Origin of the sequence: Duganella sp. sic0402 (genome assembly GCF_019219065.1) — a bacterium.
GTDB lineage: Bacteria > Pseudomonadota > Gammaproteobacteria > Burkholderiales > Burkholderiaceae_D > Rugamonas.
Window position 1 is genome coordinate 609,734 of sequence record NZ_JAHUWK010000001.1, and the last position, 13,713, is coordinate 623,446.

Annotated in this window: 12 protein-coding genes; 6 read left to right on the forward strand and 6 right to left on the reverse strand. The window is 61.7% G+C overall.

Translation table 11 applies throughout. The features are described 5' to 3' along the window. Positions 1-95 precede the first annotated feature (95 nt). Positions 96-548: an ester cyclase gene (locus KW842_RS02655; RefSeq protein WP_218302523.1), complete on the forward strand. Its 453-nt coding sequence runs from the start codon at positions 96-98 to the stop codon at positions 546-548. Positions 549-568: 20 nt separating this feature from the next. On the opposite strand, the gene KW842_RS02660 is transcribed toward KW842_RS02655, so the two are convergent. From KW842_RS02660 to KW842_RS02670, 3 genes are read right to left on the reverse strand one after another with little or no spacing between them, the layout of a single operon-like run. Then, on the reverse strand, positions 569-1,660 hold the full coding sequence (locus tag KW842_RS02660; protein WP_218302524.1) for a S41 family peptidase: 1,092 nt from the start codon (positions 1,658-1,660) through the stop codon (positions 569-571). 18 nt (positions 1,661-1,678) lie between these two features. Beyond that, entirely contained in the window at positions 1,679-2,428 is a 750-nt protein-coding gene (locus KW842_RS02665) for a LytTR family DNA-binding domain-containing protein (protein WP_218302525.1), read from the reverse strand. Then, positions 2,425-3,459: a sensor histidine kinase gene (locus tag KW842_RS02670; protein WP_373925121.1), complete on the reverse strand. Its 1,035-nt coding sequence runs from the start codon at positions 3,457-3,459 to the stop codon at positions 2,425-2,427. Before KW842_RS02670 ends, KW842_RS02665 begins: the two co-directional genes overlap by 4 nt. A gap of 242 nt (positions 3,460-3,701) precedes the next feature. On the opposite strand from KW842_RS02670, the gene KW842_RS02675 reads away from it, so the two are divergent. After that, the gene (locus KW842_RS02675; protein WP_218302526.1) at positions 3,702-3,899 is read left to right on the forward strand and encodes a hypothetical protein; all 198 of its coding nucleotides are present in this window, start codon (positions 3,702-3,704) and stop codon (positions 3,897-3,899) included. Here the strand turns inward: KW842_RS02675 and KW842_RS02680 are convergent. Further along, a complete protein-coding gene (locus KW842_RS02680; protein WP_229223447.1) occupies positions 3,896-4,933 on the reverse strand; it encodes a phospholipase A in 1,038 nt (345 codons plus the stop codon). The two genes, KW842_RS02675 and KW842_RS02680, sit on opposite strands and share 4 nt — an antisense overlap. Before the next feature lie 233 nt (positions 4,934-5,166). Between KW842_RS02680 and fusA the strand changes: the two genes are divergently transcribed. Continuing rightward, positions 5,167-7,278 (forward strand): elongation factor G, encoded by a 2,112-nt coding sequence (gene fusA, locus KW842_RS02685; protein WP_218302528.1) that lies wholly within the window; start codon positions 5,167-5,169, stop codon positions 7,276-7,278. Here the strand turns inward: fusA and KW842_RS02690 are convergent. Continuing rightward, the gene (locus tag KW842_RS02690) at positions 7,275-7,763 is read right to left on the reverse strand and encodes a hypothetical protein (protein WP_218302529.1); all 489 of its coding nucleotides are present in this window, start codon (positions 7,761-7,763) and stop codon (positions 7,275-7,277) included. The genes fusA and KW842_RS02690 overlap by 4 nt on opposite strands. A 57-nt stretch (positions 7,764-7,820) precedes the next feature. Between KW842_RS02690 and KW842_RS02695 the strand changes: the two genes are divergently transcribed. Further along, positions 7,821-9,050 carry a hypothetical protein gene (locus KW842_RS02695; RefSeq protein ID WP_218302530.1) on the forward strand — a complete coding sequence of 410 codons (1,230 nt, stop codon included), beginning with the start codon at positions 7,821-7,823 and terminating at the stop codon, positions 9,048-9,050. A gap of 2 nt (positions 9,051-9,052) precedes the next feature. Here KW842_RS02695 and KW842_RS02700 read toward each other — a convergent pair whose 3' ends face one another. Continuing rightward, complete coding sequence (locus KW842_RS02700) at positions 9,053-10,108, reverse strand: acyltransferase family protein (protein ID WP_218302531.1); 1,056 nt, start codon at positions 10,106-10,108, stop codon at positions 9,053-9,055. A 215-nt stretch (positions 10,109-10,323) separates the two neighbouring features. Between KW842_RS02700 and KW842_RS02705 the strand changes: the two genes are divergently transcribed. Beyond that, positions 10,324-11,910, forward strand: coding sequence for a methyl-accepting chemotaxis protein (locus tag KW842_RS02705; RefSeq protein ID WP_218302532.1), 1,587 nt, complete (start codon positions 10,324-10,326; stop codon positions 11,908-11,910). Between the two features lie 2 nt (positions 11,911-11,912). Then, positions 11,913-13,709, forward strand: coding sequence for a sensor domain-containing phosphodiesterase (locus tag KW842_RS02710; protein ID WP_218302533.1), 1,797 nt, complete (start codon positions 11,913-11,915; stop codon positions 13,707-13,709). The last annotated feature ends 4 nt before the right edge of the window (positions 13,710-13,713 follow it).

Consider the following 13,713-nt stretch of genomic DNA (forward strand, 5'->3'; position numbering starts at 1 on the left):
ATTTATTTGGATAACAATGGGTTTTTATTGGCATACTTTATAGCAAAAGTGTTGCCGGGCATAGTGAAGTCCCTTGACTCAAACCCATTACGCTCATGAATATATCCACCACAGACTTGTCCGCACAATTACGCGCCGAACGCATCGCAGTCGAAACGCTGTATCGCGCATTCAGTGAACAGAATCCCGATTTGGTCGATGCTATCCTCGCGCCGGACTGGCAGGATATTCCGCTTGCACCGGGCCAGGAGCCAGGCCCGGCCGGCATCAAGCCTATCATTCGCATGCTTGCTGCCGCGCTTCCGGATGTCCGTATCACGATCCACGATATGCTCCAGGAGCCAGGCAAGATTGGCGTGCGCGCTGAAATCAGCGGCACGCATCTGGGAGCGTTGTTCGGCATCCCGCCAACCGGCAAAAAGGTGCGCTTCCGTTTGCACGAGTTCCATACCGCTGCCAGCGGATTACTAACCACCACATGGCATATGGAAGACTGGTTCGGTTTATTCCAGCAATTGGGCCAGTTCCCACCCCACCAAAGGGACTAGCATGCGGCAGAAGCTGTCCCTTAAGGTTCTCCTCTAAGCGTGTAGACTGGTTTCTCGGTTTCCCCTTTCTCCACCATCGCAAGCTGACGCTGCAGTTCCTTGCGCTCAGTATCGTCTTTCGCTGTTGACACCAGCTTGCGCAGGATGGCGACGTGCGCCGTTTGCAGGGCCTGTGCCGCAGGCACGGCAATGTCCGGCTTCACACCAACGTTCTCCCAGTTGGTTTTGCTGACAACATTGGTCGTGCGCGAGGTCGGGATGGCAGCAATGATATCGTGCCCCAGGCTGAACCAGCCCACGGGATTAGAACCGCCGCCCGTGGTTTCGCCGACCAGCGTACCACGCTTGTGTACCTGGAAGTCATAGGCACAATCCTCGCCGGCGGAAAAGGTGCGGGCCGAGGTCAGCACGTACACGGGCTTGTCGTAACGCTGCGCGACCGATGGAACTGTCCAGATCTGGCGTGTCGTATTCTCCGGGCGATCGTAGATGTCGATCAGGTGGCGCTGGTCGCCATGCGGGAAAAAATGACTCATCAGGTAAGCCACGCCGGCCGGGCTGCCGCCGCCGTTGCGGCGCAGGTCGAGTATCAGCGCATCGGTTCCGGCTAACAGCGACATTGCCGCCGATTGCGCCGCGCTGGCGAACTCCGGGCCGCCGAAGGCGCGCAGCTCGATGTAGCCGATATTGCCGGGAAGGCGTTCGATCTTCTCGATGTCGAAGCCGCGCCGCGCGGCCCGCTCGCGCCATTCATTGATCTTGGCTTGGCTGGGCACGTCGGCGCGAGTGCGCTCAGTGAAACCTTCATAAAACACGGCGGAGAAATGCTTGTCGCGGCTGAGTTCGCGCAAGTCCAGGGCCAAGGCCTCGCTGAATGCTTTCACGCTGGTGGCGGACGCATAGCCTCCGCTGGCATTTTTGCGTGTAATGTCACGCCCCAGGCGCGCGCCGACGGCCGGTTCGATGTAATTCGCGTTGATTTTCGCCACCAGCGTCTGCAGGATCGCAGTGCGGTCGGACGCGCTCAGCGGCGAGTCTTCTGCCGCGATGGCGGGGAGGGATAACAGCGTGCTCAATACGATACCTGCGATAACATTCCTGCTACGTGACATACAGTTCTCCAGGTTGGACTACGAATGGGTTCTTGCGTCGCGCTGTTGTAGCGCGTCCGCCAAGTCGGGCACATAGGTGCGGCTGGCTCGCAGCACACTGCCATCGCGCAAGCGCAGCAGCGCGTCCCGGTTGGTGAGCGAGCGGAGCTCGGCGATCATGTCCAGCCGTACGATGGCCGAACGGTGCACACGATGGAAGTGGCGCGGATCGAGTTGCTTGGCCAGGTTGTGCAAGCGCTCGCGCACCAGCCATGTCTTGCCGTTCGCGTACAAGCTGACGTAGTCGCCTTCGGCCTCGATGCGCTCGACGTCGGCAACCGGCACCAGCACCGTGCGCGAGCCGTTACGCACACTGAAGCTGCGCAATGCCGGCGCCACCGTCGCGGCAGCGCCCCGGCAGCGGTAGGGAAACGCCTGCTGTGCACGGTCAAGCGCTTCGTCAAAGCGCTCGTCATCGACAGGCTTGAGCAGGTAATCGAGGGCAGCCAGCTCGAAAGCTTGCACAGCGAAGCTGTCATAGGCGGTGAGCAGGATCGCCATCGGCCGCTGCGCCGTCGGCAGTGCGGCCATGACGTCGAGGCCAGACTTGCCAGGCATTTCCACGTCGACAAACACCAGGTCGGGCTTCAGCGCCACGATCCCTTCGTAAGCGCTGGCACCATCAGCAAATTCGCCAAGCAGTTCGAAACCGCTGCGCTGCGCCAGCCGGACTTTGACCGCCAGTCTGGCGAGCGGCTCGTCGTCAATGATCACAACCCGGATGTTCATGCTGCCGACTCCATGCCGCGCAGTGGCAGGGCGATGCGCACGTGGAAGCGGCTATCTGTACGCCACGCGGCGGACACCAGATGATCTGCGCCATACAGATGGCGCAGGCGTTCCCTGACGTTGGCCAGGCCGATACCAGTTCCCGCGCGCGCCTTTTGCTGCCCATCGTTTTGCACGTCAATCAGCAGACGTGTGCCGTCACGCTCGACAAAAATGTCCAGCCGTCCGGGGGTGGCCAGCGGCGCGATACCGTGGCGTATCGCATTTTCGATGAGGGGCTGCAGCACGAGATAAGGGACAGCGCTGTCAAACAGCTCAGGGCCGACCTTCATCGTCAGACGCAGGCGCTCGCCCAGCCGTGCTTTTTCAATGGCGAGGTAGGCGTCCAGCAAGGCCAGTTCATCGGCCAGCGCATGTTCGTGGCGGCCGTCGTGCGCCAGGGTGGCGCGCAGGAAGTCGGACAGGCATCCCAGCATGCGGTTGGCTTCACGGTTGTGCTGAGCCGACACCAGCGCGGAGATCGCGTTCAGGGTGTTGAACAGGAAGTGAGGGTTGACCTGTAGACGCAGCGCGCGCAATTCGGCGTCGCGCGCCGCGCTTTGCGCCCGGGCCAGATGCAGCTGCAGCCTTTGCAGCGACAGGTAATAGCCCGCCACCGCATGCACTGCGCAGAACGCGATCAGCGCCAGCCAACAGCCATCCAGCCCGCGGAGCAGCTCGTCCCAGTGGTAGTCCGTTCCCATGCCGAGCGAGATGGCCAGGCGCTGGCCAAGCACGGCGTTCACGACTGACATCACATAGCTGGCGGCCAGCAATACGACTGCCATGCGCAGCCACGGCCAGCTACGTCGCCACATTGCCCGCTGCAGCAGCGTCAGCGGCAGCAGCCAGGCCAGACAGGCGACAAAGAAAAGAATACGAAAAGCGGTCACATTGGCATGACCAATGGAAGGCAGGCCGAGGATGACCATGCAGGCGCAAAAGGGTAGTGCGGCCAGCACGGGTACGAGCAAAGGGGTTTCGACTTTCACGCAGGGTTTCCAGAAGTGCAATTCTGTAATTCTATCTAAGAAGCACTTACCTTAGGTGTTGCCTGGGCGGTGGTCCAGTCAAATGCGACTAACCGTGCACAGCCTGCGACTAACCGTTCGTCCCCCGGAAAACGGCGTTTACTCGCGGTTTTTTGCAGTTGGTCGCACGGCGATTGCGTGTCAGCCAGCACTCTACTAAAGTGACATGGTGGACAAATAATTAATCGTACCGGGGGCTTCTCATGCTGAGTTTTGCGCTGTGGCTGGTGTTGCTGTTCCTTTGTTGGCCGCTGGCCTTGCTGGCGCTGGTGCTGTATCCGCTGGTATGGCTGATCACCTTGCCGTTCCGCCTGATCGGCATCGGCGTCGAAGGCGTGTTTGCGCTGCTGCGCGCCGTGGTCATGCTGCCGGCGCGCATCCTTGGCGGTGCGCCGCGCTAGAAATCGACCAGGAAGCCCGCGCCGATGGATTTCTGCGCGTAGTTGTAGTCGATCAGGCTCTGGCCGTAGCCGCTGAAGCCTTGGACATAGCCTTTCAGGTTGGCCGCCACCGGGAAGGCCCAGCCCACTTGCAGCGCGCCGTGATTGGTCGAGAAGTTGCGCCGCCCCATGACTGAAATCTCGTGGCCATCCCAGCGGTAGGTGGCGCGCACATCGCCGTGGCCCAGGTAGTCGGTGATGTCGATGTTGTCGTTGTCCGAGCGGGCGTTGTCCAGCCGCTTCCACAGGCGGAACGACACGCCAAACTTGCCTTTCTCCGCCCCCAGTTCCGCATAGATCCGGTTCCAGCTGCGCGATAGCGTGGATGTCTGCCCATTCGACTGATGGTTCAGCCCCAGCGTCAGATGGCGCACGTCCAGAATCCCCAGATCCAGCGCCAGCGGCGTGGTCAGCATCAGCTCCGGCTGGTAGTTGGTTTCGCGGAACGGGCTGGACGCTGCGCGGTTATACGCTTGCCAGAAGCTGTTCTGGGTGTAGCCAAACCACAAATCCACCGGTGTGCTGAGCAGATGCTCGATCATTTTCATCTTGAAACTGATCTGATAAGTCAGCTCCACGTGCTTGGATTTGATGCCGGCCGGCGTAAACTCTTCAAAAGGCGCATCATTGGAGCTGCTGCTGTAATTGGCCAGCAATAAGTAAGTGTCATGATGCGGACGGAAGTTGAACACGCCACGCTTGGACGCGCGGTCCAGCTCCCATTCCTGCACCATGCGCGATACCGTGCCTTCGGGCGGGATGGTGGTCAGTTCGGCGACTTTGGGCGGCAGCGTGGGTTCGGGCGGTGGTGCGGCTGGCTGGGTACGGGCCGGTGCATCGGTGGCCTCGGCGATTTTGGCGTTGATGTCGGCGGCTGGGGCGACGATGGCGTTTTCGCCGGCGGCCTTGACGGCAGGCGCCACTTTGGCCAGGCCGTCATAGCAAGCCAGTCGGGCGCTGGCGTCGCCCAGCACGGAACAGCGTTCCAGGCGCATTTCAAGCTCGGAAGGTTGGGCCAAAGCCAGAGCCGGAGCCATGCCTAAAGAGAGGAAGAGGGTAGTTTTTGGTCGCACACGCATGCAGTTTTTCCCGGTCAGAGGTAAGCTAAGAGATTATGCATAACACTACATTAATTGCCACAAGTTACGTCGCACGCTAAAGCGCTCTTGAATTCGGCCGCGATTGCCGCACTTGAGACTTCCGAAGCAGTATCCCCAAGGAGATTGTAATGACCCGCAAGACCCCCATCGAGCGCTATCGCAATATCGGCATCAGCGCCCACATCGACGCCGGCAAAACCACGACCACCGAGCGCATCCTGTTTTATACCGGAGTTAACCATAAAATTGGTGAGGTACACAACGGCGCGGCCACGATGGACTGGATGGAGCAGGAGCAGGAACGCGGGATTACCATCACCTCGGCCGCCACCACCGCCTTCTGGAAAGGCATGGCCGGCAATTTCCCTGAACATCGCATCAATATCATCGATACGCCGGGCCACGTCGACTTCACGATTGAAGTCGAACGCTCGATGCGCGTGCTGGACGGCGCCGTGATGGTGTATGACGCGGTCGGCGGCGTGCAGCCGCAGTCGGAAACCGTGTGGCGCCAGGCGAACAAGTACAAAGTGCCGCGTATCGCCTTCATCAACAAGATGGACCGCGTCGGCGCCGATTTCTTCCGCGTGCGCGAGCAAATCGCCAACCGCCTGAAAGGTGTGGCCGTGCCTATCCAGGTACCGCTGGGCGCCGAGGACAATTTCCACGGCGTGATCGACCTGGTGAAGATGCGCGCGATTAACTGGGATGACGAGACGCTGGGCGTCAAATTCACCTACGAGGACATCCCGGCTGATTTGCAAGCGGTGGCCCAGGAATGGCGCGACAAGATGGTCGAAGCCGCCGCCGAAGGCACGCCCGAGCTGCTGGAAAAATACCTTGATGGCGGTGTGCTGAGCGAGGAGGAGATCAAGGCCGGCCTGCGTCTGCGTACCATCCGCAACGAGATCGTGCCGATGCTGGCCGGCAGCGCCTTCAAGAATCGCGGCGTGCAGGCCATGCTGGATGCGGTCATCGAATATCTGCCTTCGCCGGTGGATGTGCCGGCGATCGCCGGTACGGATGAAGAGGACAATCCTATCGAACGCCATCCAAGCGACGAAGATCCATTCTCTGCGCTGGCCTTCAAGATCATGACCGACCCATTCGTCGGCCAACTGACCTTCTTCCGCGTGTACTCGGGCGTGGTGAATTCCGGTGATACGGTCTATAACCCGACCAAGTCGCAGAAAGAACGCCTGGGCCGCATCCTGCAAATGCACGCCAACGAGCGCAAGGAGATCAAGGAAGTCTACGCGGGCGATATCGCCGCCGCAGTGGGCCTGAAAGGCGTGACCACCGGGGATACGCTCAGCTCGCCGGATGACGTGATCGTGCTGGAGAAGATGATCTTCCCCGAGCCGGTGATTTCGCAGGCGGTGGAACCGAAGACCAAGGCCGACCAGGAGAAAATGGGCATTGCTCTGAACCGCCTGGCGCAGGAAGACCCGTCGTTCCGCGTGCATACCGACGAGGAATCGGGCCAGACCATCATGTCCGGCATGGGCGAGCTGCACCTGGAAATTCTGGTGGACCGGATGCGGCGCGAATTCAGCGTCGAGGCGACCGTCGGCAAACCGCAAGTGGCCTACCGCGAAACCATCACCAAGGTAGCCACGGATGTCGAAGGCAAGTTCGTCAAGCAGTCCGGCGGCCGCGGCCAGTACGGCCATGTGGTGCTGACGCTGGAACCACTGGAACCCGGCGGCAAAGGCTATGAATTTGTCGACGCCATCAAAGGCGGCGTGGTGCCGCGCGAGTTCATCCCGGCGGTCGACAAGGGCATCCAGGAGACGCTGCGTTCAGGCGTGCTGGCCGGCTATCCGGTGGTGGACGTGCGCGCCACGCTGACCTTCGGTTCCTACCACGACGTGGACTCGAACGAGAACGCCTTCCGCATGGCCGGTTCGATGGCCTTCAAGGACGGCATGAAGCGCGCTGGCCCGGTCTTGCTGGAGCCGATCATGCAGGTCGAAGTGGAAACGCCGGAAGAGTTCATGGGCAACGCCATGGGCGATCTGACGTCGCGGCGCGGCATGGTGCAGGGCATGGACGAGATTCCCGGCGGTGGCGGCAAGATCATTCGCGCCGCCGTGCCGCTGGCCGAGATGTTCGGCTACTCGACCACGCTGCGTTCACTGACGCAGGGTCGGGCGACCTACACGATGGAGTTCAAGAACTATGCTGAAGTTCCGAAACACATCCTGGAGCAGATCGCCGTGACCAAGGCAAAAGCTTAAAAGGCTTTGACTTTCAGCTGTACGGAGATGCCGCCGTACAGCCGGTCCTTGTACGACGGGATGATGCCGATGTTGACGCCTACCCGTTTGTACTCGTAGCTCAATGTAGGAATGGCGGCGGGGAACCAGCCGCCATTGCGCATTTTCGGGTAGCCGTCAAACGCGCCCAACACCGCGCCGATGCGCACCGGGCCGATTTTCCACGGCTGGTAGTAGACGCCGAGGTAGTTGGAATAAGCGCGGTCGCTGTTGTAGAAGCGGCCCGCCGTGGCCGACGCCACTGTCGAGAAGCGCCATTCGGCGCCCAGGCCGCCATTGGCGCCGTTCAGGTCTTTATCGCTTTGAAAATGCCAGGTGTGGAAACCACCGTTCAGCCACACTTCATTCAGTGGCGCCGATTCGATGGTCTCGAAGCTGTCGGCCAGCGCCGCGCCAGACATGCAGGCCAGCAGCGCCAGGCCGGCGATACGCAAACTTTTGATCATCCGAAGCTTTCTTCGTCAGGTTGAGGACGTAGGATTATAGCCGTGTATGATGGCTGGATGATATTCCGCTCCCATCCCGTTCTGCTGGCGCTGGCAACCTTGGCCAGTGGCGCCCAGGCTGCTGAATGGCGCGGCTTGCTGGACTTGCGCGCCGTCGAAGCGGACACCAGCCGCAGCTTCCTGAACAGCGGCATGGGCAAGACCCGCTATGACAGCGACACGCGGCCGCTGAGCATCGGCCAGGCCGTGCTGCATGGCGCTTTCGATGTCAGCGACAGCATCAGCGCCAATCTGGAATTGAGCGCTGACCAGCAGCACCTCGGCCGCGTGGTCGATGTACGCGAAGCGTGGCTGGCCTGGAATCCGCTGCCGGCCGGCGCATGGAAAACCCGCGTCAAGGCCGGCTTCTTCTTTCCGCCAACCAGCGTGGAAATCGATTACGACAGCATCGGCTGGGTGCCGGAACACACCATCTCCAGTTCCGCTATCAACAGCTGGATCGGCGAAGAACTGCGCACCAATGGCATTGAATGGAGCGCGCGCCGCCTTGGCCGCCATGCCGATGCGCCGTACGATGTCGGCCTGGTGGCGGCGGTCTTCAACGGCAACGACCCGACCGGCACGCTGCTGGCGTGGCGCGGCTGGTCGATCAGCGACCGCATCGGCGGCCGCCATGACGGCTTGCAGCTGGCGGACCTGCCGTCCTATGCGCCGGGCGGCACGATTCCGGCGCAAAGCCGCACCATCCATCCGTTCCGCGAAATTGACGGCAGGCTGGGTTATTACTACGGCGCGAACCTGAGTTTTGGATCGACACTGGAATTGGCGTCACTGCGTTACGATAATTTGGCGAACGCTTCCGCGATCAAAGACGATCAATGGGGCTGGCGCACGCGCTTCACCCATGTCAGCGCGGTGTGGCGGCCGCGCGGCGCGTGGGAGCTGATGGCGCAGGCCATGCGCGGCGATACGACGATGGGACGCAGCCTGGTGGCGCTGGACTTCCAGTCCTGGTATGTGCTGGCCAGTCATCCGCTCGGTCCCGGCACGGCGAGCATGCGATACGACCGCTTCCGCGCCCGCGAGCATGACCACGTACCCGCCGATCCGAATGGCGAAAACGGTTACGGCGTGGCGCTCGCGTATTCGATGCCGCTGAACGATTACGCCTCGCTGATGAGCGAGGCGCTGCTGGTGCGCAGCGACCGCGCGGCGCGGCGCCAGATCGGCGAGCCTGCCTTGCAAACGGAGCGCAGTCTGGCGCTGTCCTTGCGCCTGAAGTGGTGAGATTAAATCGTGATGCGCCAGCCGCGCCGCCACGCATAGCCCATCGCCAGCCAGAAAACGGCGGTGAACGAAGCGGCAAACGCCATCGAAGCGAATTCCTGTCCGAACAACGGCGCCAGCGGCGCGCGGAACACCTGTTCATACAGCGGCCCCATGACACCGCTGGCGGCCAGCGCGCAGGAGGCCAGCCACGAACCGGCGTAAGCAGCGATGGCGTTGACGCCCATCGCGCGGCCCAGCGGCGGCCAGCCGCGCACGTCGATCAACTGATAGGCGAGGGCGATGGCCAGCATGCCGAAGCCGCCGGTCCACAGCACGAACGATGAAGTCCACAACTGCTTGTTGAGCGGCAGCGCCAGCGACCACAGGCCGCCCACCAGCATCGCCAGCGCACCGGCCGCCGCCAGCGTACCAATACGGCCACGGCGCAGCAGATCGCCGGCGCGCATCCCCAGCAGCACCGTGCCCAGCGACGGCAAGGTGCTCAGGATGCCCTCCGGTTCGTGCGCCAGGCCGGTGGCGGAATCGAACTGGTAGGACCAAGGGCCGAGCAAGGCCGTGTCGATACGGTCCGCCAGATTGGTGTTCGGTTCCATGCCGCCGCCAGCCAGCAGCGCCCAGTAGCCCAGCAGCGTGGCCGCGAGCAGCGCCCACTGCGTCCGCGCATTCGGCAGATACAGGGCTATCAATCCAGCCGCCGCGAAGCAGATGCCAGTCCGCTGCAGCACACCCAGCAGGCGGAAATGCGCATCCATGGCAAACATCGACACCACATTCAATGCGATGCCCAGCGCCACAATGCGCGCGCCGCGCAGCAGCACCGCTTGCGCCAGTGGCGGCCGGACCGCGCCGGCTTCAATCTGCCGGCCCAGCGCCAGCTGGATCGAGACGCCAACGATCAGCATGAACACCGGGAAGATAAAGTCGGCCGGCGTGCAGCCATGCCAGTGTGCGTGCTCCAGCCAGGGATAAATATGCGACCAGTCGCCGGCATCGTTCACCAGCAGCATGGCCGTCACGGTCAAGCCGCGTACAGCATCGACAGAATTGATACGCATGGTTTTTTGTTCATATTTGCCAGCGCGAACAGTAGCACGTCATCCACCGTTGGAGAGGTGTTTTCTTGCATTTTGAGTAGTAAAGTTTCATGCACGGCCATGCGAGTTATTTCAAATAGGAAATTTCTATTAATTCCATTGAATTAATGCATTTAACTAAATTGCTGGCGTGAAATATGATGCGAGTGTCTCGTATGCGATTTAAAGGAAACAAGATGCAAACCCATAAAAATGAAATCAGCGTCGCCGCCCGCCTGGGCATCGGTTTTGGCATCATCCTGGCGATGATGTTGGCATTATCGGTATTCAGCGTGCTGAAGGTGAATGCGATTGATAACAGCTTGCAGCACATCAGCGAAGTCAATAACGTCAAGCAGCGCTACGCCATCAACTTTCGCGGAAGCGTGCATGACCGCGCCATCGCGCTGCGCGATGTAACGCTGGTCAGCGACGCCGAAATGGCCGGCGTCACCGCGCTGATCGAACGGCTGGACGGCGACTACCAGCGCTCAGCCCGGCCGATGGATGCCTTGTTCAGCGACGCCAAGGCGAAAATCACGCCGGAAGAACGCGACTGGCTAAACAGGATCAAGCAGAGCGAAGCCCGCGCCACGCCGCTGATCAAGAAAATCATCGCGGCCCGCAACGCTGGTGATCTGGATGGCGCGCGCAAGATGATGCTGGACCAGGCCAAGCCGGTGTTTGTTGACTGGCTGGCCAGCATCAACGGCTTCATCGACCAGGAAGAGAAAATGACCGAGGCCGAGTCGGAGCTGGCACGCCATGGCGCGCACAACTTCCAGTCGCTGGCCTTGGCTTCGGTGGCAGTGGCGATTGCCATCGGCGTTGTGGTGGCTTGGCGCGTGACCCAATACCTGCTGCGCGCGCTGGGCGCCGAGCCGGCGGAAGTCAAGGCGCTGGCCAATGCGGTGGATCGCGGCGAGCTGTATCACGAAGTCGATCTGCGCGGCCAGGATCAGAACAGCATCATGGCGGTGCTGCTGAAAATGAGCCGCAACCTGCGCGCCACCGTGACCGAGGTGCATCAGGCTTCGGTGGCGGTCAGCAGCATCAGTGATCAGATCTCCGAGCAGAACCAGCATCTGTCCGGCCGCACGGAAGACCAGGCTAGCTCGCTGGAGGAAACCGCGTCGGCGATGGAAGAACTGACCGCCACCGTCAAGCAGAACGCCGACAGCGCGCGTGACGCCAACCGCCTGGCGCAGAATGCTTCCGACATCGCCAGCAAAGGCGGCGAGATTGTCGGCGAAGTGGTGCAGACCATGAATGCGATTGATGAATCCTCACGCAAGATCGAAGAGATCATCAGCGTCATTGACGGCATCGCCTTCCAGACCAATATCCTGGCCCTGAACGCGGCCGTGGAAGCAGCGCGCGCTGGTGAGCAAGGCCGTGGCTTCGCCGTGGTGGCCACCGAGGTGCGCAATCTGGCGCAACGCAGCTCCAGCGCCGCCCGCGAAGTGAAGGCGCTGATCGATACGTCGGTGGCGCGCATCCATGCCGGCACCGAGTTGGTGGAGCACGCCGGCAGCACCATGCGCGACATTGTCCACAGCGTCAAGCAGGTCAGCGATATGGTCGGCGCCATCACCACGGCCAGCAACGAGCAGAGCGTGGGCATTGAGGAAGTCAACCGCGCCATCGCCCAGATGGACCAGGTGACGCAGCAGAACGCCGCGCTGGTGGAACACGCGGCCGCCGAGGTGGAGGTGTTGCAGGAGCAGGCCGCGCATCTGAACCACTCGGTCAGCGTGTTCAAGACCCGCCGCGCAGGAGCGTAAACATGCCGCTGTTGCCGAAGAACTCCGAACCGGAACGCCTGGAAGCGCTGCACCGGCTGGGCATCCTGAATACCAACACCAGCGAGTACTTCGACGCCATCACCAGGCTGGTGATGGACTTGTACGGCGTGTCCGGCGCGTATATTTCGCTGCTGGACAGCGACCGGCAGTGGCTGAAATCCAGTGTCGGCCTGTGTCCGCCGAATACGCAGCGCGACCAGACTTTCTGCAACTACACCATCCAGCAAGCCAGCGTGCTGGTGATTGAAGACGCGCTGCTGGATGAGCGCTTCGCCAGCAACCCGATGGTGAGCGGGCCGCAGGGTGTGCGCTTCTACGCCGGAGCCCCGCTGATCACGGCGGAAGGCTACGCCGTCGGCGCGGTGTGCATCATCGATCAGCAACCGCGCACGCTGAACGTCGGCGAACAGGACAAGCTGACCCGGCTCGCATCGCTGGTGATGTCGCACATTACACTGGGCCGCGTGGTCGGCCATGTGGATGCAGTCAGCGGCCTGCCCAACAAGTACCAGATGTTCGAAGACCTGAGCGCCTACGCGCAGGCGTCTGCAGGCGAATACCGTGTGTTGGCCGGAATCGACATGCCGGATGCGGCCAAGGCCTTTGAAATCATCCGTGTGCTGGGCGCCGGTGTGTACGATGCGCTGGTGCGCGAAGTCGGCGCTCGCCTGCTGCGGCTGTTCGAGGGCAGGGCGCAGGTGTACCACCTGACCGACGCGCGCTTCGCCATCCTGTCGCGCGACGGGGATACCGATGGTTTCATCCGTTATCTGCACGCGCTGGAGCCGGAGCTGCAGGCGCCGCTGACCAGCCTGAATATTCCGATGGCGCTGACCAGCTTCGGCGGCATCGTGGTGTTCGACCTGTGTGCCGACGCGGCCCAGGATGCGCCGCGCAAGGCTGCCGCCGCCATCAACCAGTCGGCGCTGAACCAGCAGCGCTGGAGCTGCTACAGCAATGCCGAGGATGAAAAGCAGAAGCGCGCTTTCCGGCTGCTGAACGATGTGCGCCACGCCATCGCCCACGATCATTTCGAGCTGGTGTACCAGCCCAAGCATGAGTTGAACAACGGCGCCTGCCTGGCCGCCGAGGCGCTGCTGCGCTGGAATCACGCGGAGCTGGGGCCCGTATCGCCGGCGGAATTTATCCCGCTGATCGAAAAGACCGCGCTGATCGGTCCCCTGAGTCACTGGGTGATACGCACCGCCATCCGCCAGATCGGCGCGTGGCATGCGGCCGGCCATGCGATCAAGGTAGCGATCAATCTGTCCGCCTATAATTTTGAAGAGCCGGATATTGTGGCGCGGCTGGCTGCTACTTGCCGCGAGTTCGAGGTCGATCCGCGTTATGTGGAAATCGAATGCACTGAAGGGATCTGGATGGAGGCGCCCGGCATTCTGGATGCGTTGCACGCGATCCGCGACCTGGGCATGAGTCTGGCGCTGGACGATTTCGGCACCGGCTACAGCAACTTCGCCTATTTGCAGAAAGTGCCGGCCAGCGTGGTCAAAGTCGATCAGTCGCTGATCCGCAATGTGCACGCCAATCCGCGCGACCAGCGCATCGTGCGCTCGCTGATCGCGCTGGCGCGTGAGCTGGATTATCAGGTGGTGGCGGAAGGCGTGGAGACGGAGCAGTCGCTAGGCCTGATCCGGAGCTGGGGCTGCGACCTGGCGCAGGGCTATCATTTCGCGCGGCCATTGAGTGCGCCGGCCTTCATCGCGCACGCCGTGGCGCATCGCGACAGACATCCCGGGATTGCAGAACTGGCATTATAATCCG

Excerpts from the sequence above, each read along its gene's own strand:
- KW842_RS02680 (WP_229223447.1), bottom strand. The coding sequence starts at position 4,933 with ATGCGCCTGGAACGCTGTTCCGTGCTGGGCGACGCCAGCGCCCGACTG.
- KW842_RS02695 (WP_218302530.1), top strand. The coding sequence starts at position 7,821 with ATGATATTCCGCTCCCATCCCGTTCTGCTGGCGCTGGCAACCTTGGCC.
- KW842_RS02705 (WP_218302532.1), top strand. The coding sequence starts at position 10,324 with ATGCAAACCCATAAAAATGAAATCAGCGTCGCCGCCCGCCTGGGCATC.
- KW842_RS02710 (WP_218302533.1), top strand. The coding sequence starts at position 11,913 with ATGCCGCTGTTGCCGAAGAACTCCGAACCGGAACGCCTGGAAGCGCTG.
- KW842_RS02700 (WP_218302531.1), bottom strand. The coding sequence starts at position 10,108 with ATGCGTATCAATTCTGTCGATGCTGTACGCGGCTTGACCGTGACGGCC.
- KW842_RS02690 (WP_218302529.1), bottom strand. The coding sequence starts at position 7,763 with ATGATCAAAAGTTTGCGTATCGCCGGCCTGGCGCTGCTGGCCTGCATG.
- KW842_RS02660 (WP_218302524.1), bottom strand. The coding sequence starts at position 1,660 with ATGTCACGTAGCAGGAATGTTATCGCAGGTATCGTATTGAGCACGCTG.
- KW842_RS02665 (WP_218302525.1), bottom strand. The coding sequence starts at position 2,428 with ATGAACATCCGGGTTGTGATCATTGACGACGAGCCGCTCGCCAGACTG.
- KW842_RS02655 (WP_218302523.1), top strand. The coding sequence starts at position 96 with ATGAATATATCCACCACAGACTTGTCCGCACAATTACGCGCCGAACGC.
- fusA (WP_218302528.1), top strand. The coding sequence starts at position 5,167 with ATGACCCGCAAGACCCCCATCGAGCGCTATCGCAATATCGGCATCAGC.
- KW842_RS02675 (WP_218302526.1), top strand. The coding sequence starts at position 3,702 with ATGCTGAGTTTTGCGCTGTGGCTGGTGTTGCTGTTCCTTTGTTGGCCG.